A 25154-nucleotide genomic window follows, 5' to 3' on the forward strand; every position below is an offset into this window, starting at 1 on the left:
GCGGGTGCCGCAGTCATCTGCCACAGCATGGCGTGCAGCGGCAGACAGCCGCAAGCCGTGCTTGAGTTCGAAGTTCAGCAAGGTCGCGATGGTGTCACGATCGCGGCGGCGGCCGCAGCCAGTTGCTCGGGCAATGGACCGGCGGCGCGCAGCACATGGTTGAAGCCGGCGGCCTGTGCGGATTCCAGCATGCGTTCGCTGGACGCCACCACCGGGCGTTGCCGCAAGGCGTCGATCAGCGATCCGGGCAATTGCTTGAGCACCAGCGTCAGCGCTTCGGCGCTGCTCAGCGCCAACACGCAACCTGGCAGCGCATCCGCCAGGGCCCGGACTGCCGATGCACGCAGGCGCAGCGCCACGCGTTGATAGACATCGGCGCGCAGGATGCGGGCGCCACGCTGCTCCAGAGCCGGCGCCAGCATGCCGCGCCCCCCGGGGGCGGTGATCAGCCCGACGGCCTGCAACGGCTGCTGGAACAGCGGCAACGCGAGCAGGCCCTCGCTGTCCATGCGCGCCGGGCGTATCACCGGGTCGATGCCGCAGGCCTGCAGCGCGCGTGCGGTGCCGTCGCCCACGCTCACCCATTGCGCCTGCGCCGGCCGCTGCAACGGCGCCAGGCGATGCGCCGCGTGCACCGCGGCCGGGCTGGTGAACACCGCGATCGGCGCGTGCAAGGCCTGCCGCAATGCGGCCCGTGCCTGTTGAGTGTCGTTGGTCTGCAGCCGCCACGGCGACAGCGCCAGCAGCCGCCCGCCCTGCCGCGCGGCGGCGCGCCGCAGCGGCGCGTGCTCACCGCTGGGCCGCAGCGAGATCAGGGTCCAGGCGTCGGCAGCTGGGGCGGGAGATGTCATCCAGTGATTATGCGAGAGCCGTGACGTATCGGGGGCGGGTGTCGCGCCGCAGTGGCGCTGACGACGCATTGATCCTCGCGTGTTGTCTGGCCTTGCGTGCCTGCTCGACGCGATGCCTGCGTTTCTGCGGCCAGAACCTCGTGCCCGGGTCTGTGCCACTGATCGCTTCCGCCCACGCTCCGCCACGACAATCGAGCTGGAGTGGCACCGTGATCAAGTCCTACCTCATCAACATGCAGCGCAGCGGCGACCGCCTGCAGGCGATGTCGACGCGGTTCCAGGCGCTGGGCCTGCCCTTCGAGCGAATTCCCGCCGTCGATGGCGCCACCCTGACGCCTGCGCAGATTGCCGACTTCGCACGCGAGCGGCCGCTGGAAGGCTCCGGGGATGCCTTCAGCACCGGCCCGCGCAAGTGGACCGCCTCCAACATCGGTTGCTTCCTGAGCCATCAGGCCGCGTGGCGCATTGCAGCGGAATCCGACGATGCCTACACCGCGATCTTCGAAGACGACATGCATCTGTCCGACGCGCTGCCGGCGCTGCTGCGCAGCACCGAGTGGCTACCGGGCGGCAATAGCATCGTGCGGCTGGAGCCGTCCTACAACCGCATCAAGCTCGACGCCAAGGTCGCAGAGGTCGGTGGGCGGCAGCTGCGCCTGGTGCGTCCCTCGACCCATCAACACTGCTGGCCGGTGTGCGCCGGGGCGTTGCTCCTCAGCCGCGATGCGGCGCGCCTGCTGCTGGCGGCCGACACGCGCTGGCACACCATGGCCGACATTTTTCTGTTCGGCTGGAACGAATCGCCGGTCGCGCAGCAACTGTCCACCTATCAGCTGTCGCCGGCCGCGTGCATCCAGGACAAGTTCTTCCATGCCGCTCCGGAGCAGATCGTGTTCACCAGCACCATCGATGCGCCGTTGACGCACGCGCAAAAGCAGCGCAGCGCACATTGGAAGGCCAAGGCCACCGCGTTGCTGCGGGTGGCACAGGGCTATCGCAAGGTCGTGTTCGCGCCCTGAGCGGCGCGATAGCGAAGGCGTGCAACGAGACGGCGCTGAACGTGTTTTACCATGCGGTACCGCATGTATTTCAGTGCACAAGACGCTCGCAGAACATTGCGGCATGATGCCGCCCTTCGCCGTCTTTCAGCCTTCGCCGATGACTTCTTTCGTGCACGCTCGCATCCGCCCTGCAGTCGCTGCAGCAACAGTTCATCGCCATGCCGCCGGTCCTGTCGATGGGCATTGCCGTGGACGGCCTGCATGACGGCGCGTTGCGCTTGCGTGCGCCGCTGCAGGCCAACGTCAACGACAAGGCCAATGCGTTCGGCGGCAGCCTGGCGTCGTTGATGACGCTGGCCAGCTGGGGCTGGCTGACGCTGCAATTGCAACTGGCCGGGCACAGCGCCGATGTCTACGTGGCCGACAGCCAGCTGCGCTATGTCGCCCCGGTCTACGAAGACCTGGTGGCCAATGCCGAGCCGTCCGAACTCGGCAGCTGGGAGGCGTTCCTGGCCACCTTCCGGCAGCGCGGCAAGGCGCGCATCGGCATGCGTGCGCAGATCGCGCTGGGGTCCGGCGCGGCGGCGGCCACCTTGAGCGGGCGCTTCGTGGCGTTTCCAAAACGGTAGGATGCGCGCTGGACTTGGGGGAATGCGCATGCGTGCAGTGATCGGGGCAATGCTGTTGCTCGGGCTGACGATGGTCAGCGGGGTGGTATCTGCCGGCAGCCGTGCCCAGGCGCGCGCACTGGAAACCACCCAGGCCGCCTACACGGCTGCCGTGCGCTGGAGCGATTTCGATGCCGCGCAGGGCTTTGTCGAACCGACCTATGCCCAGGCGCATCCGCTCAGCGATCTGGAACGCTCGCGCTACGAGCAGGTGCAGATCTCCGGCTACCGCGAGCTGCGGGTGGGCGAAGACGTCAACGGCGACCTGCGCCGCGAGGTCGAGCTGCGGGTGATCAACCGCAATACCCAGGCCGAACGGCTGGTGCGCAGCATCGAGCTGTGGCGCTGGGACGCCGAGCGCAAACGCTGGTGGCTGGCCAGCGGCCTGCCCGATCTGTGGCAGGGCCAATAGCCCCTGCCAAGTGTGCTTGGCCGTCGCGCGCGCCAGCTGTGCGACAATTCCCGCCCGCTTGACTGACCCTGACCCCGTGAATTTCGAAGAGCTGCAGGCCTTTGTCGGCCGCAACCCCATGTTGTCGCTGGCCCTGGTGGGCCTGACCATCGCCCTGATCGTCACCGAGGTCGCGCGCCTGTTCCGTGGGTACCGCGCACTCAAGCCGGCCGAGCTGACCCGCCTGATCAACAGCGAGAACGCGCTGGTGATCGACCTGTCGCCGACTGCCGATTTCGAAAAAGGCCACATCGCCGGTAGCCGCAACGTGGCGCTGGCCAAGTTCGACCCGGCCGGCAAGCTGCTCGCCAACGCCAAGGCATCGCCCGTGGTGGTGGTATGCCGCAACGGCAATGCCTCCGCGGGCGCGGCCAAGACGCTGAAGAAAGCCGGTTTCGAGCAGGTCTACTGGCTCGAGGGCGGCGTGGCCGCCTGGCAGATGGCCGAGCTGCCGCTGGTCAAGGGCCGCGCCTGACCGCACCTTGTGAGGCGCCAGGCAAGTCCCCATTGCTGGCGTGAGAGACTCGCACTTTCACGTTTGCATCATTCAACGCTGCATCCACCGAACCGTTTCTGGAGTTAGGAATGTCCGACGAAATCATCAACGGCGCGGTTGCGCCGGCCGACGCCGCTGCTGGCCCCGCTTTCACCATCGAGAAGATTTACGTCAAGGACGTTTCCTTCGAATCGCCGAACGCGCCGGCCGTCTTCAATGACGCCAACCAGCCCGAGCTGCAGCTGAACCTCAATCAGAAGGTGCAGCGCCTCAACGACAACGCCTTCGAAGTCGTGCTGGCCGTGACCCTGACCTGCACCGCCGGTGGCAAGACCGCCTACGTGGCCGAAGTGCAGCAGGCCGGCGTGTTCGGCCTGGTCGGCCTGGAGCCGCAGGCGATCGACGTGCTGCTCGGTACCCAGTGCCCGAACATCCTGTTCCCGTACGTGCGCACGCTGGTCAGCGATCTGATCCAGGCCGGCGGTTTCCCGCCGTTCTACCTGCAGCCGATCAACTTCGAAGCGCTGTATGCAGAAACCCTGCGCCAGCGTTCGCAGGGCGAAGGCACCTCGCTGGCCGATTCCGAGCCGGCTGGCAACGCCTAAGCCTTGCGTGCGCCGATGAGCGATTCGACACGGAAGATCGCCGTTCTCGGCGCCGGCTCCTGGGGCACGGCCCTGGCCGCGCTGCTCGCCAGACACGGTCACCCGACCGTGCTCTGGGGACGCGATGCGGCGATGGTGGATGCCATCGACCGCAACCACGAAAACGTACGCTATCTGCCGGGCATCGCATTGCCCGATAGCCTGCGCGCGACCACCGACCTGCAACTGGCCATTGCCGATGCCGGCTGGATCCTGGTCGTGGTGCCTTCGCATGCGTTCACCGAGACGATCCGGTTGATCGCACCGTTGCGTCCGGCCGGTGCCGGCGTGGCATGGGCGACCAAGGGCTTCGAACCTGGGTCCGGGCGGTTCCTGCACGAAGTGGCGCGCGACATCCTCGGCCCCAGCGTTCCGCTGGCCGTGGTGACCGGGCCGTCCTTCGCCAAGGAAGTCACGCTCGGCCTGCCGACCGCCATCACCGTGCACGGCGACGATGCGGCGTTTGCGCAGGTCGTGGCCGATGCCATGCATGGCCCCACCCTCCGCGCTTACACCGGCGATGACATGGTGGGCGCCGAGCTCGGTGGCGCGATGAAGAACGTGCTGGCGGTGGCCACCGGTGTGGCCGATGGCATGCAGCTGGGCCTCAACGCACGTGCCGGCCTGATCACGCGCGGCTTGAACGAGATGCTGCGCCTGGCGGCGGCGATCGGTGCGCGTCCGGAAACCTTGATGGGTCTGGCTGGCCTGGGCGACCTGGTGCTGACCTGCACCGGCGATCTGTCGCGCAACCGACGGCTGGGGCTGGCCCTGGGACGCGGACAGAGCCTGAACGATGCGATCCGCGAGATCGGCCAGGTGGTGGAATCGGTGCAGACCGCCGACGAAGTCATGCGTCAGGCCGAGCATCACGGCATCGAGCTGCCGATCTCCAATGCCGTGCGTGCGGTATTGCATGGCGAGATCACCCCGGAAGCAGGCTTGAAGGAATTGCTGGCACGCGAGCGCAAGCCCGAATACCCGCAGACCTTGTTCACCTGATTGCGGCATGGCGCGTTGGCGCGCATTGCACGGACATCAACAAAAAGCCCGGCAATGCCGGGCTTTTTGTTGGCGCGGATCGTAACGACCGGCGGGAAGACGCAACAGCCTGAGTGCGAGGCCCCACGCGTCTGCAGGACCTGCACTGCGCACACCGCTGCCGTGCAGCGATGTGCGCACCGTATCGCCAACCGATCGCCCAAAAGAAAGAAGCCCGGTCGGGGGACCGGGCTTCCAATGCAACGCGGGAGAGAGAGTCGCGTTGCAGTCAAACGTGCGGCTTACCAGCTGAAGCGCGGGCCGACCGACCATTCCTTGTTGCCGTCGCCATCCATACGGATGTCGCCGTTGATGCCCCAGTTCTGGTTCAACTTGACCTGGGCGCCGAGGCGGCCGTAGAAGTTGTCGCCGATGTCGATGCCGCGCTTCTTGGAGAAATCTTCGTAGCCAGCCAGGGCGTAGACTTCGAAGTGCTCGCCGAAGGCGTTACGCAGGCCGGCTTCAACGCTGTAACCGTCGAAGCTGATGTTCGGGGTGTCCAGGTCCAGCTTGCGGTAGGCAACGCGGGCAATGAAGTCGGTGCTGGTGGCGATTTCCTGGTTGTAACCCACGCCGACGCCCCACTGCTGGAAGTCGGAGTTGGAGCTTTCGAACACGTTGTCGTTGTCGTCAGCGTTCTGCTTGCTGTAATCGCCGAACACGTGGAAGTTCGGAGCGACGGCGTAGGACGCCTTCACGCCCCAACCATCCGCATCGCGGCCTTCGGTCGGGGTGCGCACGTAGTCGCCTTCGACGAAGTTGTAGGAGAGGTTTTCAGCAGCGGAGGCCGCAAACGGCAGGGCTGCGAGAAGGCCGAGGGCCAGCAGTGAATTCTTCATGATCGATACCTGTACTTATGGTTTGGGCCGGCGCTGAGGCGGATGCCGTTCGCTGCCGAGATGTAAATTCTCCGTTATTCGATGGAACGCGGCCTGAATTTTGAACTGACCGGTGCGTAAATCATCGCACCCGGTTCAGCTCTGCTTCCTTGTCATCAAAATGCAATGCGCGTAGCGCACGCGCAAAGCGTGATGCATTAATGGTTATGTCGTGTCGATGTGACGCGCGTGTATAGAAGCAGCTGTTTTTCAGTGATGTTTGCCGCGTTTGCGGCCTGCAAGCACATTGTGCTGACGCCGTGGCTGGGAGCATGCCAGGCTTGTCGAACAAGCGTGGAGCTGCATTGTGGCGAAGAAAAAGACGTTGGCGCGGTTTCTGGCCGAGACGCTGCAGAGCGCGGGGGTGGAGCGGATCTGGGGGTTGACCGGCGACAGCCTCAACGGCCTGACCGATGCCTTGCGCGAGATGCAGACGATCGAATGGATGCATGTGCGCCACGAAGAGGTGGCCGCGTTCGCTGCCGGCGCCGAGGCGGCGGTGACCGGCAAGCTGGCGGTGTGTGCGGGGAGCTGCGGGCCGGGCAACCTGCACCTGATCAATGGGCTGTTCGATTGCCATCGCAGCCGCCAGCCGGTGCTGGCGATCGCCGCGCATATTCCCTCGTCCGAGATCGGGCTGAACTATTTTCAGGAGACGCATCCGCAGGAACTGTTCCGCGAGTGCAGTCACTTTGTGGAGTTGGTAACCAACCCGGCGCAACTCCCGGAAGTGCTGCACCGCGCGATGCGTGCGGCCATCCTGCAGCAAGGTGTGGCAGTGGTGGTGATCCCCGGCGATATCGCGCTGCTGGAAGTGGACAAGCACCTCCCCACGGCCTGGCCGCCACTGCGCCAGCCGCGCGTGCTGCCGGCCGCCGAAGATGTGCAGCAGCTGGCCGAGCTGCTGCAGCAGAGCGAAGCGATCACGCTGCTGTGCGGCAGTGGTTGCGCGGGCGCGCACGATGCGGTGGTGGCCCTGGCCGACACCCTGGGTGCGCCGATCGTGCATGCCTTGCGCGGCAAGGAACATGTGGAGTGGGAGAACCCGTTCGATGTCGGCATGACCGGCCTGATCGGTTTCAGCTCCGGCTACCACGCGATGCTCAACTGCGACACCTTGATCATGCTGGGCACGGATTTCCCGTATCGGCAGTTCTATCCGAAAGACGCCACGATCGTGCAGGTGGATCGCGACCCGAGCGCGCTGGGGCGGCGCACGCCGTTGCAGCTGGGCATCGCCGCGGATGTGGGCGAAACCATCGCCGCCTTGCTGCCGCAGCTGCAGCGGCGCGAGAAACGCGACTTCCTGGACAAGTCGCTGGCGCACTATCGCAAGGCGCGCGAGGGGCTGGACGATCTGGCGGTGCCGGCAGACCCGGGCGAGCCGCTGCATCCGCAATTCGTGGCGCGCATGATCAGCCAGATCGCCGACCAGGATGCGGTGTTCACCTGCGATGTCGGCACGCCGACGGTGTGGGCCGCGCGCTACCTGCGCATGAACGGACAACGCCGCTTGCTCGGTTCGTTCAACCACGGTTCGATGGCCAATGCGATGCCGCAGGCGCTGGGTGCGCAGTCGGCGTATCCGGGCCGCCAGGTGATTGCGCTGTCCGGCGATGGCGGTTTTGCGATGCTGATGGGCGATTTCATCTCGCTGGCGCAGCTGCGCCTGCCGGTGAAGATCGTGGTGTTCAACAACGCCTCGCTCGGCTTCGTGGCGATGGAGATGAAGGCTGCCGGCTATCTGGACACCGGCACCGAGTTGCGTAATCCGGACTTCGCAGCGATGAGCAATGCGATGGGCATTCTGGGCATCCGGGTCGATGAGTCCTCGCAACTGGAGCGGGCATTGCGGCAGGCCTTTGCGCATTCCGGTCCGGCGCTGGTGGATGTGCGCATCGCCACGCAGGAACTGGCGGTGCCGCCGGCAATCAAGCTGGAACAGGCCAAGGGCATGGGCCTGTATCTGCTCAAGGCGGTGATGAGCGGGCGCGGCGATGAAGTGATCAATCTGGTCAAGACCAACATGCGCTGACACAGTGACCGCGTTCTGAAACTGTACGTCTTTACCGGACCCTCGCATGCCGCGTTCGTTGTTGCGCCAGTTGTTGCTGATCTGGGTGGTGATCCTGGCTGCCTGCGTGGGCGTGGCCACGATGTTGTATGGCCTGTACCGACAGACCGAAGGCGTGCGACTGGACGATGCGCGCCAGCAATTGACCGCGCAATGCGCACGCATCGTGCAGCGCTACGCTGGCGCAAGCGAAGCAGCGCGTAGCGGCGACAACGGCGCCGGGCTGGCCGCGGTGGTGGTGCAGCTGGTGCTGGCCGATGCGCCCGGTGTGGAGGGCGGGGTGTGGAATCTCGACAAGGGATTCGTTGCCTACGCCTATCCCACCTATGACGGCAGCGATCACAAGACCGATATTCCTGCCGCCGAGTGGACCACGATCGTCAGTACCGCACGGCAGAGTGCGGTGGGCCACAAGGCCGTGGAGTTTCGTCGCGACGGCAGCCGCGAAGTGGTGTTGATCAGCGCCTGCCCACTGGCCGCCGGTACCGCCGCATGGACCATGTCGCGGGTGCCGGCGAGCACCTCCGATGCCTGGCGGCCACTAGCGATCGGCATGTTGCTGATCTTCGCCATGGTGGCGGTGTCGGCGATCGCGCTGGGCGTGGTAGTGCGGCGCTGGAGTCAGCGCCTGCAGCGCATCCAGCAGGCGCTGGCCGCCGATACCGAACTCCCGCAGATTCCGGTCACCGGTGCCCCCGAACTGGACCGGCTGGGCGCTGCGGTGAGCGATTACGCACAGCGCAATGCGCAGGCCTTGGCGCAGACGCGGCGGCTGGCCGACGAGCTGGCACGGCATGAGCGGCTGGCCGCACTCGGGCGCCTGACCGCCACGGTGGCGCATGAGATTCGCAACCCCATTGCCACAATGCGCCTGGCGGTGGAGAACGACATCGCCATGCGCCAGGGCACACCCGACGATGCCGCACACGGCGAGCTGATGCTGGGGCAGATCCGTCGCCTGGATGGGGTGGTCGAAAGCCTGCTCGGCATGGTGCAGCCGATCCGCCTGCAGCTGGAAACGGTGGCGGTGCAGGATTGGCTGGCGACCTTGCTCGATCCGGCTTTGCTCCCACCAGGCGCGCCTGCGCCTCGGTTGCGCGCCCCGGACACGCCGCTGCAGTGGACGCTCGACCCGCAGCAGCTCGGGCGCGCCGTGCACAATCTGCTGCGCAACGCGCTGCAGCACGCTGATGCCGGCAGCACGGTGACACTGGAGGCCAGCGCCAGCGATGGGTTGCTGCAGCTCCAGGTGAGCAATCGTGGCGCGGCCATCGCCGAGACCATCGCTTCGCAATTGTTCGAGCCGTTCGTCAGCGGTCGCAGCGACGGCAATGGCCTGGGGCTTGCGCTGGTGCGCGAGATCGCCCGCGCACATGGTGGGCAGGTGCGTTACGCACACGCCGACGGCATGACCCATTTCATCCTGGAGCTGCCATGGCGCGCATCCTGATCATCGACGACGACGCGGCGTTCCTGGCCACCTTGCAGGCAACGCTGCGCTCGCTCGGCCACACGGTGATCGCGGTCGATAACGGCGCCGATGGATTGATGCGCCTGAACGAGGGCGGCATCGCGCTGGCGTTCGTGGACTTCCGCATGCCTGGGATGGACGGGATCCAGGTGCTGCGTGCGCGTGCGGACGATCCCCGCGCGCGCCAGGTGCCGCTGGTGATGCTCACCGCGTACGCGTCCAGCGGCAACACCATCGAGGCGATGACGCTGGGTGCGTTCGATCACCTGGTCAAGCCGGTGGGGCGTGCCGATATCGTCGAGGTGGTGGAGCGTGCATTGGCAAGTCGCGCCGATCTCGATGCCGATACCGTAACGACCGAATCAACCGACGACGATGGCCTGGTCGGCCACAGCCCGGCGATGCGTAACGTGCATAAACGCATCGGGCTGGCGGCGGCCTCCGATCTGCCGGTGTTGATCACCGGCGAAACCGGTACCGGCAAGGAACTGGTCGCGCGCGCCCTGCATCGCGCCAGCGCGCGCGCGGCGGCGGCATTTGTTGCGGTCAATTGCGCGGCGATCCCGTTGGAGTTGATGGAAAGCGAATTGTTCGGCCATCGCAAGGGCGCCTTTTCCGGGGCGACCAGCGACCGCATAGGCCTGATTCGCGAAGCCGATGGCGGCACGCTGTTCCTGGACGAGATCGGCGACATGCCGCTGCCGATGCAGGCCAAGTTGTTGCGCTTCCTGCAGGAAGGCGAGGTGACGCCGCTGGGCGGGCGCGGCGCGCAAAAGGTGGATGTGCGCGTGCTGGCGGCCACACATCGCGATCTGGCGGCGTGGGTGGCGGCAGGGCAGTTCCGCAGCGATCTGCGCTATCGCCTGAATGTGGTGCCGATCGAACTGCCGCCGCTGCGCGAACGCGGGCAGGACATCGTGCTGCTTGCGCAGTATTTTCTGCGCAGCGGCGAAGGCGCGGCGCGTGCGCTGTCGGCGGACGCGCAAGCGCGGCTGCTGGCCTACCCGTGGCCCGGTAACGTGCGCGAGCTGCGTAACGTCATGCAACGCAGCCAGCTGCTGGTGCGCGGCCACAGCATCGTCGCCGCGGATCTGGATGAAGCGCTCGACCACAGTGCCGAGCGACCCACGACCACAGCGCCGCTGGAAGGCACCTTGCCCAAAGCAGTGGCGCGGCTGGAAAAGCAGATGATCCAGGACGCGCTGGCGCACAGCGGCGGCAACCGCGCCGAAGCCGCGCGCCGGCTCGGCATCCATCGCCAGCTGCTGTACCGCAAGCTCGATGAGTACGGCCTGCAGTAGGCGCAGCGATCACCGGACGCGATGTCTGCAGGCTGCCGCTTCGGTCAAGACGCAGCACGCGCACAGCAGCACGTGCACCTGTTGTCATACGCACCTTTTGGTTGCATGTCGCCGCTGCCACTCGCAGCATTGGCTATGGCCTTCCGCCAGCAAGCGGTGCAGCCGGAAAGCGCAGCACCACGCGTTCGAAATCCAGCCCGGACATCGGCACGCGCACGCCACCGTCGAGCGTGCCCGGCACGTTCTTGCCTTGCAGGGTCGACACACAACCCGAGCTGCAAAGTGTCTGCAAAGCGGACAGTGGCGTATGAAACGCAGACGATTGTCCGCGCGCGTGCAGACACAAAACCCTTGTAAAACAACGGATTAGCTGTTGGCACGATTGCTGCTTTATCTCCAGGGCGAGCGGCGCTCCTGCCGCGTTGGAGACATCGCATGATTCGTCAGACCGCACTTGCTTTCGCATTGGCCTGCAGCGTGGCAACCGCTGCAGCGCAGGCTCCCACGCCGCCGGCAGCACCGGTGGCGCCGCGTGCGCCGGTCGGCACGCCACCGCCTGCTCCGCCGGTGCCGCCCGCACCGCCTGCGCCGTTGGCCGCCACCCCGGTGCGCATCACCGGCACGGTCGAGCGCTTCATGCTCAATCCCAATGGCGAGGTCGACGGCCTATGGTTGCGCGATGGCACCCAGGTGGCATTTGCACCGCATCTGTCCGCACAGTTGCAGGCTGCGGTGCGGCGTGGCGATACGGTGAGCGTGCAGGGCTACCGCCTGGGCAGCCTGGCGGTGCTGCGCGCCAGCAGCATCCGCTCCAATCGTGGTGGGCGTGAAGTGGTCGACCAGCCGCCGGCGGGCGCCATGCCGCCGGCGCCGCCAGCACCTGCCGCGTTGACGCCGTTGCAGGCGGAAGGACGCATCGAGCGCTTGGTCTACGGCCCGGGTGGCGAGACCAATGGCGCGTTGCTGAGCGATGGCACGCTGGTGCGGATGCCGCCGCATCTGGCGCTGCAGTTCGGCGATCTGCTGCGGGCCGGCGCGCCATTGAGCGTGAGCGGGTTCGGGGTGGCCACCGCCAACGGCCGCGCCATCGAAGCCACGCAACTGGGCCGCGATCGCGCCTCGCAGCGCGCGTTGTTCAGCCCACCGCGACCCGACGGCCCGGTGCCGCCCGCACCACCGGCCCCGCCTGTCCCGCCGGCCGCACCGCCAGCTCCGGCTCCGGCGCCGCGTTGATCCAGGGTGCCGCCGCCCACGCGGCGGCGCTCACATCGTTTCGTTCCCCTCTACGCACCTGTTCACCACGCCGCATGCGTGGCGACGGGTGCGGCTTGCCGGCATTGGCCGGTTTTCACTTCATCTGGAGTTTTTCATGCACTGGGTCGACCCTGATTTCCTTCCCGAAACCCGCGGCACGCTGGCGCGCTTTCTGCTCAATCCCAAGGCCGATATCGACGGCCTGCTGCTGACCGACGGCACCGAGGTGCACACGCCGCCGCACCTGTCCGCCGCCTTGCTCAAGGCACTCAAGCCCGGCAGCACCTTGAGTGTGCGTGGCCTCAAGCCGCGCGATGTGGACATGCTGGTGGCCCTGGCGATTGATCCGGAGGGTGGCAAGCGCATCGTCGATGAAGGCCCGCACGGGCCGCACGCCAAGCCCAAGCCCAAGCCGCCCGCCGGCAAGCCGCCCAAGCCGCAGCTCACCCAGCACAGCGGCACCATTGCGCGCCTGCTGCACGGCCCGCACGGGCAGGTGCATGGCGTGTTGCTGGACGACGAGGTCACGGTGCGGTTCCCACCGCATGCCGGAGCGGACTTCGCCAAGCAGTTGGTGGTCGGTAAGACGCTGGTTGCCGAAGGCGATACCAGGACGACCCCGCACGGGGTGCTGGTCCACGCGCATGCCTTGGGCGCCAAGGCCGCGTCGCTGAAGCAGATCGAGCATCCGCATGGCCCGGGTGCGCATAAGCCGAAGCCGAAGCCGAAGCACTAGCAGCCTGCAATGCGACTGCCGTGTCGGCGCCGTGCGATCGCAATCGGGTCGCACATGCAGGCCGGCGCGCGCAGTCGCCTTTCATCGTTTCGTGGAGAGCGCCGATGCGCATGAGCACACCGCGTCCCCGTGGCAGCCGCGCACTGGAGGCGCTGCATTTCAGCGTGGCCGATGTGCAGGACGGGCTGGGGCCATTTCTCAGCGTGTTCCTGCAATCCAGGGGCTGGTCGGTGGCGGCGATCGGCACGGTGATGAGCGTCGGCGGCATCGCCGGCATGCTCGCCACCACCCCGGCCGGTGCACTGGTCGATAGCACCCGGCGCAAGCGCGCCGTGGTGGCGGCGGGCTGCCTGGCGATCCTGCTGGCCACGGCGCTGATCTGGCTGCATCCGACTTCCTCCGGTGTGGTCACCGCGCAGATCGTCTCGGCGTTGGCGGCAGCCGGCATCGGCCCGGCACTCACCGGCATCACCCTGGGGCTGGTGCACGCGCGCGGATTCGATCATCAACTGGCGCGCAATCAGGTCTCCAACCACGCCGGCAACATGCTGGCCGCGGTGCTGGCCGGCTGGCTGGGCTGGCGCTACGGGTTTGCGGCGGTGTTCGTGCTGACCGCCGCGTTCGGTGTGCTGGCGATCGCGGCGGTGCTGCTGATTCCGTCTGCGGCCATCGACCATCGTGCCGCGCGCGGCCTGGGCCACGCCGACGGCGCGGACACCCTCAGCGGCTGGCGGGTGTTGCTGACCTGCCGGCCACTAGCTTTGCTGGCCATCACCCTGGGGCTGTTCCACCTGGGCAATGCGGCGATGCTGCCGCTCTACGGCATGGCCATCGTGGCCGCGCATGCGGGCGATGCGAGTGCGCTGACGGCGACCACCATCGTGGTCGCGCAGGCCACGATGGTGGTGGTGGCATTGTTGGCGATGCGCTGGATTCGCGTGCACGGGCATTGGTGGGTGCTGCTGGTGGCCTTCATGGCCTTGCCGCTGCGTGCATTGGTGGCAGCGTCGCTGATCCATGGCTGGGGCGTGTTTCCGGTGCAGATCCTCGACGGACTCGGCGCCGGCCTGCAGGCCGTGGTGGTGCCGGCACTGGTGGCGCGATTGCTGCAGGGCACCGGGCGCGTCAATGTCGGCCAGGGCGCGGTGATGACGGTGCAAGGTGTGGGCGCTGCGCTGAGCCCAGCCTTGGGTGGCTGGCTGGCGCACGCCTTCGGCTATCGCATCGCGTTTCTGGCGCTGGGCGGCATCGCCGTGCTGGCGGTGGCGCTATGGGCTGGCTGCCGCGGCATGTTGCAGGCAGCGACCGATGCCCAGGCGATGCAATGAGGTCATGGTAGCGGCGCGGCGCAGCACGTAAACGGCAGCGCCCGCGACTGGCATACGCGCGCAGCACGCTTTGAGTGACAGACCGGTACGGGAACCGTGCAGCGGGCCGGGATCGGGGCGGACGATGCCGCAGTCAGGCAGCCGTCTGCATCGCCACGGTTATCGGCCGCCGCTGAAGTCCCACTGACGCCAGGCTTCGAACACCATCACCGCAACGGTGTTGGACAGATTGAGGCTGCGGTTGTCCGGGCGCATCGGCAGGCGCAGCCGGTGCTTTGGCGGGATCGACTCCAGCACCTCGGCGGGCAAGCCGCGTGTTTCCGGACCAAACAGAAAGGCATCGCCATCGGCAAATTGCGGTGTGTCGTAACGCACGGTGCTGCGCGTACTCAGTGCAAACACGCGCTTGGGCGCGATCGCGGCCAGGGCGGTGGGCAGGTCGGCATGCACCTGCAGGCTTGCGTATTCGTGATAGTCCAGGCCGGCGCGTTTGAGCTGCTTGTCGCTGAGGTCGAAGCCGAGCGGCTCGATCAGGTGCAGGCGCGCGCCGGTGTTGGCGCACAGGCGAATCACATTGCCCGTATTGGGCGGAATTTCCGGCTGAAACAGGATGACATCGAGGACGGGGGCTGACATGCGCGCAGTGTAGCTGCGCGCGTGCTCAAAGGCTGATGGCGGCGTTGACCAGCGCTTCCAGTTCGACCGGCGACGGCTGCAGCTGCGGCACCGGCAGGTTGACGATGACCTGGCCCATCAGCGCGCCGATCGCGGCAGCAGCCTGGCCGGAGGTGCTCTGCGCGCTGGCAGCGGCGTTGCGGGTCACCAGGTCGGCGCGCTGGTCGGCGGACGGACGCACCTGCACCGCAGCGAGGGTGAGGATGCGCGGGCCGGCCTGCTCGGCGGCGAGGGCGGCCAACTGCTCGGCCGACGGACGCACCTGCACGGCGGCCAGGGTAGGGACGTCGCTGCTGCGCTCCAGCGCCTGCTGGGCGATCTGGTCGGCCGACGGGCGGACCTGCACGGTGTCCAGCGTGGTCAGGCTGGCGGCCTGGGCGAAACCGGCCAGGGAGGTACCGGCAAACAGGGCGGCGGAGAGGGCGGCGGAGAGGGCGATGCGCAGGGTCTGGGTCTTCATGGCGAGGTCTCTTGGTGTGGGTGATCAGTGGTGCGGTAGTAAGGTAGTACACCGTTTCGCTAAGTGCAATAACTTTCGCGGCGCGGTCTTCTTTATTCAGCTGGAAGTCATTTTCATCGATCGAGGTCGCTGCCCACCGCTTGCCCATGCCATGCAGTAAACGGCGTGCCAGTCGCAGACGGTTGTTTTTAAAGGGATTTATACGATGCAGCGGTGTCCGCGTCCGGACACCCGGACGCGGATGCGGGCGCCGGACACCGCTGGGGTCGGAATAACGCGACGAGCGGCGCGATGTTCAGCGCGCTGAATGCGCGGCGTGCGGGCATGCAGCGCACGCCGATCGCCGGCCGGCAACTGCGGCACAATCCGGCTTCGTCCTCAGGTGTCTAAGACTTATGCGCGTGCTGATGCTGTCTGTTCTGGTTGCCGCCACCACCGCGGCCTGCACCTGGGTGCCGATCGAGCAAAGTGGCAAAGGCGTGCAGGTGCTGCCCGCAGGCCCTGTGCCAGCTGGCTGTCAGCAGCAGGGCGAGGTGGTGGTGTCGGTCAAGAGCAAGGTCGGCTTCTACAACCGCAACCCTTTGCGGGTGCAGGAAGAGCTGGAAACGCTGGCACGCAACGAGGCGCCGGGCGCCAACGCCAATACGGTCCAGGCGCAGGGTCAGCCGGCCGATGGCAGCCAGCGTTTCAACGCCTTCCGCTGCCCGCCGCGCTGAACCGTTGGGCTGGGGCGCGGCCGCTGCAATTGTAAAGATGCGGTAAAACGAGCCAGCGGCTAGACTAGCGCCCCCTCGCCTGACGCCATGGCGCTACTTCGATGCTCTTCCAGAATGTCTCCATCGCGGGACTGGCGCATATTGATGCGCCGCACACGCTGACTTCCAAGGAAATCAACGAGCGCCTGCAACCGACCTACGACCGCCTCGGCATCAGGACCGACGTGTTGGGCGACGTTGCCGGTATCCATGCACGGCGCTTGTGGGACCAGGATGTCCAGGCTTCGGACGCTGCCACCCAGGCTGCGCGCAAGGCACTGCTCGACGCCGGCATCGGCATCGAGAAGATCGGCCTGCTGGTCAACACCTCGGTGAGCCGCGACTACCTGGAGCCGTCCACGGCCTCCATCGTGTCCGGCAACCTCGGGGTCGGCGACCACTGCGTCACCTTCGACGTCGCCAACGCCTGCCTTGCCTTCATCAACGGCATGGACATCGCCGCCCGCATGCTTGAGCGCGGCGAGATCGACTATGCGTTGGTCGTCGATGGCGAAACCGCCAACCTGGTGTACGAAAAGACCCTCGAGCGCATGACCTCGCCCGACGTCACCGAAGAAGAGTTCCGCAATGAACTCGCTGCGCTGACCCTGGGCTGCGGTGCAGCAGCGATGGTGATGGCGCGCACCGAGCTGGTGCCCGACGCCCCGCGCTACAAGGGTGGCGTGACCCGCTCGGCCACCGAGTGGAACAAGCTGTGCCGCGGCAACCTGGACCGCATGGTTACCGACACCCGCCTGCTGCTGATCGAAGGCATCAAGCTGGCGCAGAAGACCTTCCTGGCCGCCAAGCAGGCGATGGGCTGGGCGGTGGACGAGCTGGACCAGTTCGTCATCCACCAGGTCAGCCGCCCGCATACCGCTTCGTTCGTGAAGTCGTTCGGCATCGACCCGGCCAAGGTCATGACCATCTTCGGCGAACACGGCAACATCGGCCCGGCTTCGGTACCGATCGTGCTGAGCAAGCTCAAGGAACTCGGCCGTTTGAAGAAGGGCGACCGCATCGCGTTGATGGGGATCGGCTCGGGGCTGAACTGCTCGATGGCGGAAGTGGTCTGGTAAGTTGCAACATGTGACGTGTTAAGAAAAATGGATTTTTAGTACACGTCATTGCATCATGTTCGCTCTTGCAACATGACCGGTGTAGGCATGGACGACGCGCTGGTGTTCAATCCCGAGCAGCCCTACAACGCGCTCCCGCCGCTTCCTCCGGCGGGAGATATCGAAACGCGCGCCTTGCTCAAGGCCTGCATCGTGGCGCGCACTGCGTTGGCCGAGCTGAAGCAGGCCACCGCATTGCTGCCAAATCCGGCAGTGCTGATCAATACGATCCCGATCCTGGAAGCACAGGCGAGTTCGGAGATCGAAAACATCGTCACCACCACGGATGACTTGTTCCGTTATGCAGACGATCAGGAGCGCGCCCAGAATCCGGCAACCAAGGAAGCCCTGCGTTACCGTAGCGCGCTCTACGAAGGGTTCCAGTCGCTGCAGCAGCGACCGCTATGTACAGACACCGCCGTGGTGGTGTGCAGCCGCATTAAAGCTGTGCAAATGCAGATCCGTCGCGTGCCCGGGACTGCGCTGGCCAACGATCAGATCCAGCAGATCATCTATACCCCGCCCGTCGGCGAGACATTGCTGCGCGACAAGCTGGCCAATTGGGAGCGTTTTATTCATGAATGCACCGATATCGATCCATTGATCCGGATGGCGGTCGCGCACTATCAATTCGAAGCGATCCACCCGTTCACCGATGGCAACGGGCGTACCGGACGTGTATTGAATCTGCTGATGCTGATCGAGCAAGGCCTGCTCGATATCCCCGTCCTGTACTTGTCGCGCTACATCATTCGCCATCGCAGCGACTACTATCGACTGCTGCTGGATGTCACCCGGTACGGTCGCTGGGCCGAGTGGATTCAGTACATGCTTGCCGCCGTTGCAGAGACAGCTGCGTGGACGACGGCGAAGATCCAGGCGATCCGAGGATTGGAGACGCAGGCGCGTGATCATGTGCGCGAACACGCCCCCAAGGCCTACAGCCGCGAACTTGTCGAAGTGGTCTTCAATCAGCCCTATTGCCGCATCCAGAATGTCGTGGACGTGATGGGCGTGACTCGGCAGACCGCTGCACGCCATCTAAAGGAACTGGTGACCATCGGTGTGCTGCAAGAGCAGCGGCTGGGCAAGGAAAAACTGTTCCTGCACCCTGCATTCCTGAAACTTCTGTCCGGCGATGGTCATCAACTACCGCCTTATCCAATGCCTTCGACGGAAGCGCGATGAAGCCTGTAATTGATCCAGGTAGCCGTCTTGCGCGCAGTGGGTTGAGCATGTCGCAGCGTGGCGACCACTATGATGTCCAATCTCTACGCACGGCAGGCCAACGCTTGCGCCATGTGCGCTCTCTCGAATCGAATCGGATGCGTTTGGCATGAACTACCCCGGCTATCCCTTCACTCCCCAGCGCCTTGAGGTGCGTCCCGGCATTGCGATGTCGTATCTGGACGAAGGTCCGCGCGATGGCGAGGTGGTCGTGATGCTGCACGGCAATCCTTCATGGAGCTATCTGTGGCGGCACCTGGTCAGTGGCCTGTCGGATCGTTACCGCTGCATCGTACCGGACCATATCGGCATGGGGCTGTCCGACAAGCCGGACGATGCGCCCGACGCGCGGCCGCGTTACGACTACACGCTGCAGTCGCGCGTGGATGATCTGGACACGCTGTTGCGGCATTTGGGCATTACCGGCCCGGTCACGCTGGCGGTGCACGACTGGGGCGGCATGATCGGGTTCGGCTGGGCGTTGTCACATCATGCGCAGGTCAAGCGGCTGGTGATCACCAACACCGCTGCGTTCCCGTTGCCGCCGGAAAAACCGATGCCGTGGCAGATCGCGATGGGCCGGCATTGGGGGCCGGGCGAGTGGTTTATCCGCACGTTCAATGCGTTTTCCTCCGGCGCGTCCTGGTTCGGCGTGTCGCGGCGGATGCCGGCGGAGGTGCGTCGCGCCTATGTGGCGCCCTACAACAATTGGCGCAACCGCATCTCCACCATCCGCTTCATGCAGGATATTCCGCTGTCGCCCGCCGACCAGGCCTGGTCACTGCTGGAGCGCTCGGCGCAGGCATTGCCGTCGTTCGCCGATCGCCCGGCGTTCATCACCTGGGGCCTGCGCGATATCTGCTTCGACAAACACTTCCTGGCCGGCTTCCGCAAGGCATTGCCCAATGCCGAGGTCACCGCGTTCGACGATGCCAATCACTACGTGCTGGAAGACAAGCATGAAGTGCTGGTGCCGGCGATCCGTGCGTTTCTGGAGCGCAATCCGCTGTAAGCGCTGCTGGCATCGCCGCGCAGGCGCTCGCTAGGTGAGGGCCTGCGGTATGCAGAACGCGGATGTACTAGTGGATGGGACCGGCCATGCCGTCGGTCTGTTGGCCGTTGCGAGCGGATGGCGTAGTCACTCGCAGCGATGGCCGTTACAACGGTGGCAGCGGATTGCGTTGCGCCTCGTCCACGCCCAGCCAGTCGGCCTCGGTCAGTGCGTGCAGGCCGTGCGCCAGCCGAGATTTGTCGCATTGCGCGCTGCGCTGGCCGAATTCCAGCGAGGCCGGCACGGCGGCGCAAGCGGAGGGCCGGCGATCGTGGATGCTGCAGCGGCTGTAGCGGCCGATGTCTGCGTCCAGCGCGATGCAGCGCGGCTGCGATTGCGAGGTGCCGCGCATGACGCGCTCGTGCGTGCGCAGCGCATCGGTCAGCTCGATCGGTACCCTGCCGCCCAATGCGGGATCGGCTTCGCTCCAGTGGAAACTGACGCGGAAGTAGGCGCAGCAAGCGCCGCAGGTGAGGCAGGGATGTGCCATGGAATGCCGGGCCTTGCGCGGCGAAACAACGTGGTGAGCGCGGCATTCTGACCGAACCACGCTGCGATACAAGTGGCACGGCTGCGCGCCGGTTAGCGGTTCATCTGCGTCGCTCGACGCAGCGCGTGTGTGCAAGGCGCTGCGCCTTGCGCGGGCAGGCACCTCGCGCGCGAGCACTGCGCGGTGTTGTTATGGCCCGACGACGCGCAATCGCCGCGTCAGCCATCGCTGCGTTGGGAGCACGCACCAGCGCAGCTGACCTGAGCGCGGTCAAGCGGCCGGCACCGTCGGCGCATGGGTGATAATGCGGCAATGACTACGACGACTCTCTGCAATATCGCCGCCACCCTGCCGGAACTCGCGCGCGAGCGCCCCGAGCAGATCGCCATCCGTTGCCCGGGCCGCCGCGCCGCCAACGGGTTTGCCGCCTACGATGTGACCTTGAGCTATGCCGAGCTTTACGCGCGCAGCGATGCGATCGCTGCCGGCCTGGCCCTGCACGGCATCGGACGCGGTGCGCGCGCGGTGGTGATGGTGCGCCCGTCGCCGGAATTCTTCCTGCTGATGTTTGCCTTGTTCAAGGCCGGTGCGGTGCCGGTGCTGGTGGATCCGGGCATCGACAAGCGTGCGCTCAAGCAATGCCTGGACGAAGCGCAGCCGCAGGCGTTTATCGGCATTCCGCTTGCGCAGCTGGCGCGTCGTCTGTTGCGGTGGGCACGCTCTGCAAAGCAGATCGTCAGCGTCGGTGGACGTTACGGCTGGGGCGGGGTGACATTGGCGCGCGTGGAGCGCGATGGTTCCGGCGCCGGCAGTCAGCTGGCCAACACCGGGCCGGACGATGTGGCCGCCATCCTGTTCACCAGCGGCTCGACCGGCGTGCCCAAGGGCGTGGTGTACCGACACCGGCATTTCGTCGGCCAGATCGAATTGCTGCGCAATGCCTTCGGCATGCAGCCCGGCGGCGTGGATCTGCCGACGTTCCCGCCGTTTGCCCTGTTCGATCCGGCACTGGGGCTGACCTCGGTGATTCCGGATATGGATCCGACCCGCCCGGCCACTGCCGATCCGCGCAAGCTGCATGATGCGATCGACCGCTTCGGAGTGACGCAGTTGTTCGGCTCGCCGGCATTGATGCGCGTATTGGCCGACCATGGCCAGCCCTTGCCCAACGTGCGCCTGGCCACCTCGGCCGGTGCGCCGGTGCCGCCGGACGTGGTGGCCAAGATCCGCGCGCTGTTGCCGGAAGATGCGCAATTCTGGACGCCGTATGGCGCCACCGAATGCCTGCCGGTTGCAGCGATCGAAGGGCGTACGCTGGACGCCACCCGCGCGGCCACCGAGGCCGGTGCCGGCACCTGCGTCGGCCAGGTCGTCGCGCCGAACGAGGTGCGCATCATCGCCATCGACGATGCGGCCATTCCCGAGTGGAGCGGCGCGCGCGTGCTGGCGGTGGGCGAGGTGGGCGAAATCACCGTCGCCGGCCCCACCACCACCGACACCTACTTCAACCGCGACGCGGCCACGCGGATCGCCAAGATCCGCGAGCGCAATGCGGACGGCAGCGAACGCATCGTGCATCGCATGGGCGATGTGGGCTACTTCGATGCCGAAGGACGCTTGTGGTTCTGCGGGCGCAAGACCCACCGCGTGGAAACTGCCACCGGCCCGCTCTATACCGAGCAGGTGGAGCCGGTCTTCAACGTGCACCCGCAGGTGCGGCGCACTGCCCTGGTCGGCGTCGGCGCGCCGGGACACCAACAGCCAGTGCTGTGCGTGGAGTTGCAGCCAGGCGTTGCGGCATCGGCGTTTGCGCAAGTGGCGACCGCCTTGCGCGCGCTGGGTGCAGCGCATCCCCATACCGCAGGTATCTCGCGTTTCCTGCGCCATTCCGGGTTCCCGGTGGACATCCGCCACAACGCCAAGATCGGCCGCGAAACGCTGGCGATCTGGGCAGCGCGGCAACATGGCTGAGCTGTCGATGCACATCGCGCAGGGACTTGGCCGCATCGCCAATCCCGGCTGCGCCCGCTATCGTGTGCATCCTTGCGATGGAGGTGATGCGTGCGCATCCTGGTGACCGGTGGTGGTGGCTTTCTTGGCCAGGCGTTGTGCCGCGGCCTGCGCGCGCGCGGGCACGAGGTGGTGAGTTTCCAGCGCGGCGATTACCCGGTGCTGCAGACCCTGGGCGTGGGCCAGATCCGTGGCGATCTGGCCGACCCGCAAGCGGTGCGGCATGCCTTCGCTGGCATCGATGCGGTCTTCCACAACGCCGCCAAGGCCGGTGCGTGGGGCAGCTACGACAGCTATCACCAGGCCAATGTGGTGGGCACGCAGAACGTGCTCGATGCGTGTCGGGCCAACGGTGTGCCGCGCCTGATCTATACCTCCACACCGAGCGTGACCCATCGCGCCACCAATCCGGTGGAAGGCCTGGGCGCCGACGAAGTGCCGTATGGCGAGGATCTGCGCGCTGCATACGCGGCGACCAAGGCGATCGCCGAGCGCGCGGTGCTCGCGGCCAACGATGCGCAACTGGCGACGGTGGCCTTGCGCCCGCGCCTGATCTGGGGCCCGGGCGACAATCATCTGTTGCCGCGCCTGGCCGCGCGCGCGCGCGCCGGCCGCCTGCGCATGGTCGGCGACGGCAGCAACCTGGTGGACAGCACCTACATCGACAATGCCGCGCAGGCACATTTCGATGCATTCGCGCATCTCGCTCCGGGTGCTGCGTGCGCGGGCAAGGCGTACTTCATCTCCAACGGCGAGCCCTTGCCGATGCGCGAGTTGCTCAATCGCCTGCTGGCCGCGGTGGATGCACCCGCAGTGACACGTTCGCTGTCGTTCAAGACCGCCTATAGAATCGGCGCAATCTGCGAGACCATGTGGCCACTGTTGCGTCTGCCTGGCGAAGTGCCGTTGACGCGTTTTCTGGTGGAACAGCTGTGCACGCCGCACTGGTACAGCATGGAGCCGGCACGTCGCGACTTCGGCTATATACCTGGCATAACCATCGAAGAAGGGCTGCAACGGCTGCGATCCTCATCTTCCAACGACATCGCCATCACCCGATAAAGACCGCCATATCTTCAGGATACGTCTGCGCCGATTCGGCACGACAACTTCTGGAATCCTTGCCATGCTGCATTACGCCATCATCTTTTTCGTCATCGCCATCATCGCTGCCGTGCTGGGCTTCAGTGGTATCGCCGGTGCGGCGACCAACATCGCCTGGATCCTGTTCGTGGTGTTCCTGATCCTGGCAGTGATCTCGATGTTCCGTCGCGGCAAGGTTTAACGCCCACGCTGCGATACGTCACGGCAGCGGCGCTGCCGATTGACGCTCACATGGCCCGCTTCCGCAAGGAGGCGGGCCATGTGCGTTGTGGACGCTCTACATTTGAATTGCGGCTGCCTAAAGCAGTTTTTCGAGGTATTGCACGTGCTTGCCGTTGGCCAGAAGCGCATCGCCAATCGGCAGGAAACCCAGCTGAAGATGCAGCGCCAGCGATGCCGGATTGGGTGGGAGCAGGTTGACCTCGCAGACCAGGCGCGGTTGCGCAGCTGCACGCGCGCCATGGATGAGTTCGTCATACAACTGCCTGGCAAGCCCGCGCCCCCGCGCATGCGCCGCGATCACGATGCGGTCGATGTAGACGAAGCGCGCAAAGCGGTGCGCCATCCAGGCGAAGTTCGGATTGGCGTACGCGGCGCATTGATCCAGTGCGATCAACGCACCGTCGCCCGGCGCAACGATGCGTGCGTGCCACGCCAGTTGCAGCAATGCGGCCAGTCCATCGGCATCCAGCAACGACAACTCGGTGGCATGTGCATTGTTGAGCGCGAGCAGTGCGCTGTGGTCGTGCCGTTGCACTCTGCGCACACGGGCCTGGCTCATGCGCCTGGCTCGACCGCGCTGCGCAGCAGCTGATCGTCAGCATGCCGTTGCAGTGCCAGCTCGATCAGCTGCGTGATCAAGCTGCGGTAGTCCAGCCCGCTTGCCTGCCAGAGCTTGGGATACATGCTGATTCGGGTGAAGCCCGGCAATGTGTTGACCTCATTGATCACGATGCGGCCATCGGCGCACAGGAACACGTCCACACGTGCCATGCCGGTGCAGTCCAGCGCCTGATACGCCTGCACTGCGATCTGCTGGATGCGCTGCTGTGTCTGCGCATTGATGTCGGCCGGGATCACGATGTCGGCGCCGTGTTCGCTGATGTACTTGGTCTCGTAGGAGTAAAACGCGTCGTGCACCACCACTTCGCCGCACACGCTGGCCTGCGGGGTGGCATTGCCCAGTACGGCGCATTCGATCTCGCGCCCGGCGATCGCCGCTTCTACCAGCACCTTGTGGTCGTACGCCAGCGCCAACGCAAGCGCGTCGGCAAACGCATCGGCAGTGCGTACCTGGCTGACGCCGACCGACGAGCCCTGGTTGGCCGGTTTGACGAACAGCGGCAAACCGAATTGCGCGATCAACGCATCCACGTCGGCGTGTGCGGAGGTGTGGCGGTTGAAACAGGCGAACGGCGCCACCTCAAGCCCGGCATCGCGGAGTACGCGCTTGGCCAGGTCCTTGTCCATCGCCAGCGCCGAGCCAAGCACGCCGGAGCCGACGAAGGGCAGATTGGCCATGCGCAGCAGCCCTTGGAGCGAGCCGTCTTCGCCCAGCGTGCCATGCACGATCGGAAACACCACATCGATCTGTGCCAGCGCCTGCTCCGGCTGGGTCGGACGCAATTGCTGCTGGTGCGCACCCGGCAGCAGGGCCACGCCGCGACCGCTGCGATGCAAGGCGATGCGCGCCGGGTCGTCGGCATTGAGCAGGAAACTGTCGGGGTCATTGACGTGCCACTGGCCCTGCTTGTCGATGCCGATCAGCACCGGCTCGAAGCGCTGCGGGTCCAGCGCATCGAGGATGTTGCGCGCTGACTGCAGCGAGACTTCGTGCTCGGCCGACTTGCCGCCGAAGATGAGACCGACCCGGATCTTGCGCATTGCCTGCTCCTGCCACCTGGTGTGATGAGGTCGCCAGCATGCCCGCGGCAGGCGCGCCGAAGGAAGTCCTGCATCGCCGCCGTATGCGGTGTGGCGATCCAGGGCAGGTGCACGGTCAACGGCCGGGTCTGTCTGTTGTGGGGATGCGGCTGCGATTGCAGCGGCCTGGCTGCCGAGCGCCCTGCG

27 protein-coding genes are annotated in these 25154 nt (G+C 66.0%); 19 read left to right on the forward strand and 8 right to left on the reverse strand.

Annotated elements, in window-relative coordinates; genetic code table 11:
- Window positions 1-74: 74 nt before the first annotated feature.
- On the reverse strand, window positions 75-920 hold the full coding sequence (locus tag LL972_RS03360) for a uroporphyrinogen-III synthase (protein ID WP_228326386.1): 846 nt from the start codon (window positions 918-920) through the stop codon (window positions 75-77).
- 140 nt (window positions 921-1060) lie between these two features.
- Between LL972_RS03360 and LL972_RS03365 the strand changes: the two genes are divergently transcribed.
- From LL972_RS03365 to LL972_RS03390, 6 genes are all read left to right on the forward strand, one after another.
- Complete coding sequence (locus LL972_RS03365) at window positions 1061-1870, forward strand: glycosyltransferase family 25 protein (RefSeq protein WP_228326389.1); 810 nt, start codon at window positions 1061-1063, stop codon at window positions 1868-1870.
- 200 nt (window positions 1871-2070) lie between these two features.
- Window positions 2071-2481 carry a YiiD C-terminal domain-containing protein gene (locus tag LL972_RS03370; protein WP_266104464.1) on the forward strand — a complete coding sequence of 137 codons (411 nt, stop codon included), beginning with the start codon at window positions 2071-2073 and terminating at the stop codon, window positions 2479-2481.
- 28 nt (window positions 2482-2509) lie between these two features.
- Complete coding sequence (locus LL972_RS03375; RefSeq protein ID WP_104649651.1) at window positions 2510-2932, forward strand: hypothetical protein; 423 nt, start codon at window positions 2510-2512, stop codon at window positions 2930-2932.
- A gap of 76 nt (window positions 2933-3008) precedes the next feature.
- Window positions 3009-3446 carry a rhodanese-like domain-containing protein gene (locus tag LL972_RS03380; protein ID WP_228326458.1) on the forward strand — a complete coding sequence of 146 codons (438 nt, stop codon included), beginning with the start codon at window positions 3009-3011 and terminating at the stop codon, window positions 3444-3446.
- Window positions 3447-3556: 110 nt separating this feature from the next.
- Window positions 3557-4072, forward strand: coding sequence for a protein-export chaperone SecB (gene secB, locus LL972_RS03385; RefSeq protein WP_006451124.1), 516 nt, complete (start codon window positions 3557-3559; stop codon window positions 4070-4072).
- 15 nt (window positions 4073-4087) lie between these two features.
- Window positions 4088-5113, forward strand: a complete 1026-nt coding sequence (locus LL972_RS03390; protein ID WP_228326390.1) for an NAD(P)H-dependent glycerol-3-phosphate dehydrogenase — start codon at window positions 4088-4090, stop codon at window positions 5111-5113.
- A gap of 281 nt (window positions 5114-5394) precedes the next feature.
- Here the strand turns inward: LL972_RS03390 and LL972_RS03395 are convergent, their stop codons facing one another.
- Window positions 5395-5991 (reverse strand): diffusible signal factor-reguated Ax21 faimly virulence factor, encoded by a 597-nt coding sequence (locus LL972_RS03395; protein ID WP_104585418.1) that lies wholly within the window; start codon window positions 5989-5991, stop codon window positions 5395-5397.
- A 364-nt stretch (window positions 5992-6355) separates the two neighbouring features.
- Here LL972_RS03395 and poxB point away from each other — a divergent pair, with 364 nt between their 5' ends.
- From poxB to LL972_RS03410, 3 genes are read left to right on the forward strand one after another with little or no spacing between them, the layout of a single operon-like run.
- Window positions 6356-8065, forward strand: coding sequence for a ubiquinone-dependent pyruvate dehydrogenase (poxB, locus tag LL972_RS03400; RefSeq protein ID WP_228326459.1), 1710 nt, complete (start codon window positions 6356-6358; stop codon window positions 8063-8065).
- Between the two features lie 46 nt (window positions 8066-8111).
- The gene (locus LL972_RS03405; RefSeq protein WP_228326392.1) at window positions 8112-9554 is read left to right on the forward strand and encodes a sensor histidine kinase; all 1443 of its coding nucleotides are present in this window, start codon (window positions 8112-8114) and stop codon (window positions 9552-9554) included.
- A complete protein-coding gene (locus LL972_RS03410) occupies window positions 9539-10876 on the forward strand; it encodes a sigma-54-dependent transcriptional regulator (protein ID WP_228326394.1) in 1338 nt (445 codons plus the stop codon). Before LL972_RS03405 ends, LL972_RS03410 begins: the two co-directional genes overlap by 16 nt.
- 133 nt (window positions 10877-11009) lie before the next feature.
- On the opposite strand, the gene LL972_RS21600 is transcribed toward LL972_RS03410, so the two are convergent.
- Window positions 11010-11141 carry a hypothetical protein gene (locus tag LL972_RS21600; protein ID WP_266104465.1) on the reverse strand — a complete coding sequence of 44 codons (132 nt, stop codon included), beginning with the start codon at window positions 11139-11141 and terminating at the stop codon, window positions 11010-11012.
- A 170-nt stretch (window positions 11142-11311) separates the two neighbouring features.
- On the opposite strand from LL972_RS21600, the gene LL972_RS03415 reads away from it, so the two are divergent.
- The 3 genes from LL972_RS03415 (at window position 11312) to LL972_RS03425 (ending at window position 14194) form a co-directional block, all read left to right on the forward strand.
- Entirely contained in the window at window positions 11312-12109 is a 798-nt protein-coding gene (locus tag LL972_RS03415; RefSeq protein WP_228326396.1) for a hypothetical protein, read from the forward strand.
- 136 nt (window positions 12110-12245) lie between these two features.
- A complete protein-coding gene (locus tag LL972_RS03420; protein ID WP_016903989.1) occupies window positions 12246-12866 on the forward strand; it encodes a hypothetical protein in 621 nt (206 codons plus the stop codon).
- A gap of 104 nt (window positions 12867-12970) precedes the next feature.
- Complete coding sequence (locus LL972_RS03425) at window positions 12971-14194, forward strand: MFS transporter (protein ID WP_228326398.1); 1224 nt, start codon at window positions 12971-12973, stop codon at window positions 14192-14194.
- A 159-nt stretch (window positions 14195-14353) separates the two neighbouring features.
- Here the strand turns inward: LL972_RS03425 and LL972_RS03430 are convergent, their stop codons facing one another.
- Both LL972_RS03430 and LL972_RS03435 read right to left on the reverse strand, forming a co-directional pair.
- Entirely contained in the window at window positions 14354-14830 is a 477-nt protein-coding gene (locus LL972_RS03430; protein ID WP_228326400.1) for a tRNA (cytidine(34)-2'-O)-methyltransferase, read from the reverse strand.
- Window positions 14831-14855: 25 nt separating this feature from the next.
- A complete protein-coding gene (locus LL972_RS03435) occupies window positions 14856-15329 on the reverse strand; it encodes a hypothetical protein (protein WP_228326402.1) in 474 nt (157 codons plus the stop codon).
- 395 nt (window positions 15330-15724) lie between these two features.
- On the opposite strand from LL972_RS03435, the gene LL972_RS03440 reads away from it, so the two are divergent.
- From LL972_RS03440 to LL972_RS03455, 4 genes are all read left to right on the forward strand, one after another.
- The gene (locus LL972_RS03440; protein WP_023902137.1) at window positions 15725-16045 is read left to right on the forward strand and encodes a DUF4156 domain-containing protein; all 321 of its coding nucleotides are present in this window, start codon (window positions 15725-15727) and stop codon (window positions 16043-16045) included.
- A 101-nt stretch (window positions 16046-16146) separates the two neighbouring features.
- Window positions 16147-17163: a 3-oxoacyl-ACP synthase III gene (locus LL972_RS03445; RefSeq protein ID WP_016903994.1), complete on the forward strand. Its 1017-nt coding sequence runs from the start codon at window positions 16147-16149 to the stop codon at window positions 17161-17163.
- A gap of 87 nt (window positions 17164-17250) precedes the next feature.
- Window positions 17251-18390, forward strand: a complete 1140-nt coding sequence (gene fic / locus LL972_RS03450; protein ID WP_167704989.1) for a protein adenylyltransferase Fic — start codon at window positions 17251-17253, stop codon at window positions 18388-18390.
- Window positions 18391-18538: 148 nt separating this feature from the next.
- Window positions 18539-19441, forward strand: coding sequence for an alpha/beta fold hydrolase (locus LL972_RS03455; RefSeq protein WP_228326403.1), 903 nt, complete (start codon window positions 18539-18541; stop codon window positions 19439-19441).
- Between the two features lie 145 nt (window positions 19442-19586).
- Here the strand turns inward: LL972_RS03455 and LL972_RS03460 are convergent, their stop codons facing one another.
- Complete coding sequence (locus LL972_RS03460) at window positions 19587-19970, reverse strand: YkgJ family cysteine cluster protein (RefSeq protein WP_047127812.1); 384 nt, start codon at window positions 19968-19970, stop codon at window positions 19587-19589.
- Between the two features lie 312 nt (window positions 19971-20282).
- On the opposite strand from LL972_RS03460, the gene oleC reads away from it, so the two are divergent.
- The 3 genes from oleC to LL972_RS03475 all read left to right on the forward strand — a co-directional run bounded on the left by oleC (window position 20283) and on the right by LL972_RS03475 (window position 23265).
- Window positions 20283-21941, forward strand: a complete 1659-nt coding sequence (gene oleC, locus LL972_RS03465) for an olefin beta-lactone synthetase (protein WP_228326404.1) — start codon at window positions 20283-20285, stop codon at window positions 21939-21941.
- 90 nt (window positions 21942-22031) lie between these two features.
- Window positions 22032-23042, forward strand: a complete 1011-nt coding sequence (gene oleD / locus LL972_RS03470) for a 2-alkyl-3-oxoalkanoate reductase (RefSeq protein WP_228326405.1) — start codon at window positions 22032-22034, stop codon at window positions 23040-23042.
- Between the two features lie 64 nt (window positions 23043-23106).
- Window positions 23107-23265 (forward strand): DUF1328 domain-containing protein, encoded by a 159-nt coding sequence (locus LL972_RS03475; RefSeq protein WP_003468167.1) that lies wholly within the window; start codon window positions 23107-23109, stop codon window positions 23263-23265.
- Window positions 23266-23382: 117 nt separating this feature from the next.
- On the opposite strand, the gene LL972_RS03480 is transcribed toward LL972_RS03475, so the two are convergent.
- Window positions 23383-23865: a GNAT family N-acetyltransferase gene (locus LL972_RS03480; RefSeq protein WP_228326406.1), complete on the reverse strand. Its 483-nt coding sequence runs from the start codon at window positions 23863-23865 to the stop codon at window positions 23383-23385.
- Window positions 23862-24968 carry a D-alanine--D-alanine ligase gene (gene ddlA / locus LL972_RS03485; protein ID WP_228326407.1) on the reverse strand — a complete coding sequence of 369 codons (1107 nt, stop codon included), beginning with the start codon at window positions 24966-24968 and terminating at the stop codon, window positions 23862-23864. The genes LL972_RS03480 and ddlA overlap by 4 nt, the downstream gene beginning before the upstream one ends.
- Window positions 24969-25154 lie beyond the last annotated feature (186 nt).

Origin of the sequence: Xanthomonas campestris pv. asclepiadis (genome assembly GCF_020784175.1) — a bacterium.
Taxonomy (GTDB): Bacteria; Pseudomonadota; Gammaproteobacteria; order Xanthomonadales; family Xanthomonadaceae; genus Xanthomonas; species Xanthomonas campestris_D.

Excerpts from the sequence above, each read along its gene's own strand:
- LL972_RS03360 (WP_228326386.1), bottom strand. The coding sequence starts at position 920 with ATGCGTCGTCAGCGCCACTGCGGCGCGACACCCGCCCCCGATACGTCA.
- LL972_RS03370 (WP_266104464.1), top strand. The coding sequence starts at position 2,071 with ATGCCGCCGGTCCTGTCGATGGGCATTGCCGTGGACGGCCTGCATGAC.
- LL972_RS03375 (WP_104649651.1), top strand. The coding sequence starts at position 2,510 with ATGCGTGCAGTGATCGGGGCAATGCTGTTGCTCGGGCTGACGATGGTC.
- secB (WP_006451124.1), top strand. The coding sequence starts at position 3,557 with ATGTCCGACGAAATCATCAACGGCGCGGTTGCGCCGGCCGACGCCGCT.
- LL972_RS03390 (WP_228326390.1), top strand. The coding sequence starts at position 4,088 with ATGAGCGATTCGACACGGAAGATCGCCGTTCTCGGCGCCGGCTCCTGG.
- LL972_RS03395 (WP_104585418.1), bottom strand. The coding sequence starts at position 5,991 with ATGAAGAATTCACTGCTGGCCCTCGGCCTTCTCGCAGCCCTGCCGTTT.
- LL972_RS03405 (WP_228326392.1), top strand. The coding sequence starts at position 8,112 with ATGCCGCGTTCGTTGTTGCGCCAGTTGTTGCTGATCTGGGTGGTGATC.
- LL972_RS03410 (WP_228326394.1), top strand. The coding sequence starts at position 9,539 with ATGGCGCGCATCCTGATCATCGACGACGACGCGGCGTTCCTGGCCACC.
- LL972_RS03415 (WP_228326396.1), top strand. The coding sequence starts at position 11,312 with ATGATTCGTCAGACCGCACTTGCTTTCGCATTGGCCTGCAGCGTGGCA.
- LL972_RS03420 (WP_016903989.1), top strand. The coding sequence starts at position 12,246 with ATGCACTGGGTCGACCCTGATTTCCTTCCCGAAACCCGCGGCACGCTG.
- LL972_RS03425 (WP_228326398.1), top strand. The coding sequence starts at position 12,971 with ATGCGCATGAGCACACCGCGTCCCCGTGGCAGCCGCGCACTGGAGGCG.
- LL972_RS03430 (WP_228326400.1), bottom strand. The coding sequence starts at position 14,830 with ATGTCAGCCCCCGTCCTCGATGTCATCCTGTTTCAGCCGGAAATTCCG.
- LL972_RS03435 (WP_228326402.1), bottom strand. The coding sequence starts at position 15,329 with ATGAAGACCCAGACCCTGCGCATCGCCCTCTCCGCCGCCCTCTCCGCC.
- LL972_RS03440 (WP_023902137.1), top strand. The coding sequence starts at position 15,725 with ATGCGCGTGCTGATGCTGTCTGTTCTGGTTGCCGCCACCACCGCGGCC.
- LL972_RS03445 (WP_016903994.1), top strand. The coding sequence starts at position 16,147 with ATGCTCTTCCAGAATGTCTCCATCGCGGGACTGGCGCATATTGATGCG.
- fic (WP_167704989.1), top strand. The coding sequence starts at position 17,251 with ATGGACGACGCGCTGGTGTTCAATCCCGAGCAGCCCTACAACGCGCTC.
- LL972_RS03455 (WP_228326403.1), top strand. The coding sequence starts at position 18,539 with ATGAACTACCCCGGCTATCCCTTCACTCCCCAGCGCCTTGAGGTGCGT.
- LL972_RS03460 (WP_047127812.1), bottom strand. The coding sequence starts at position 19,970 with ATGGCACATCCCTGCCTCACCTGCGGCGCTTGCTGCGCCTACTTCCGC.
- oleC (WP_228326404.1), top strand. The coding sequence starts at position 20,283 with ATGACTACGACGACTCTCTGCAATATCGCCGCCACCCTGCCGGAACTC.
- LL972_RS03475 (WP_003468167.1), top strand. The coding sequence starts at position 23,107 with ATGCTGCATTACGCCATCATCTTTTTCGTCATCGCCATCATCGCTGCC.
- LL972_RS03480 (WP_228326406.1), bottom strand. The coding sequence starts at position 23,865 with ATGAGCCAGGCCCGTGTGCGCAGAGTGCAACGGCACGACCACAGCGCA.
- ddlA (WP_228326407.1), bottom strand. The coding sequence starts at position 24,968 with ATGCGCAAGATCCGGGTCGGTCTCATCTTCGGCGGCAAGTCGGCCGAG.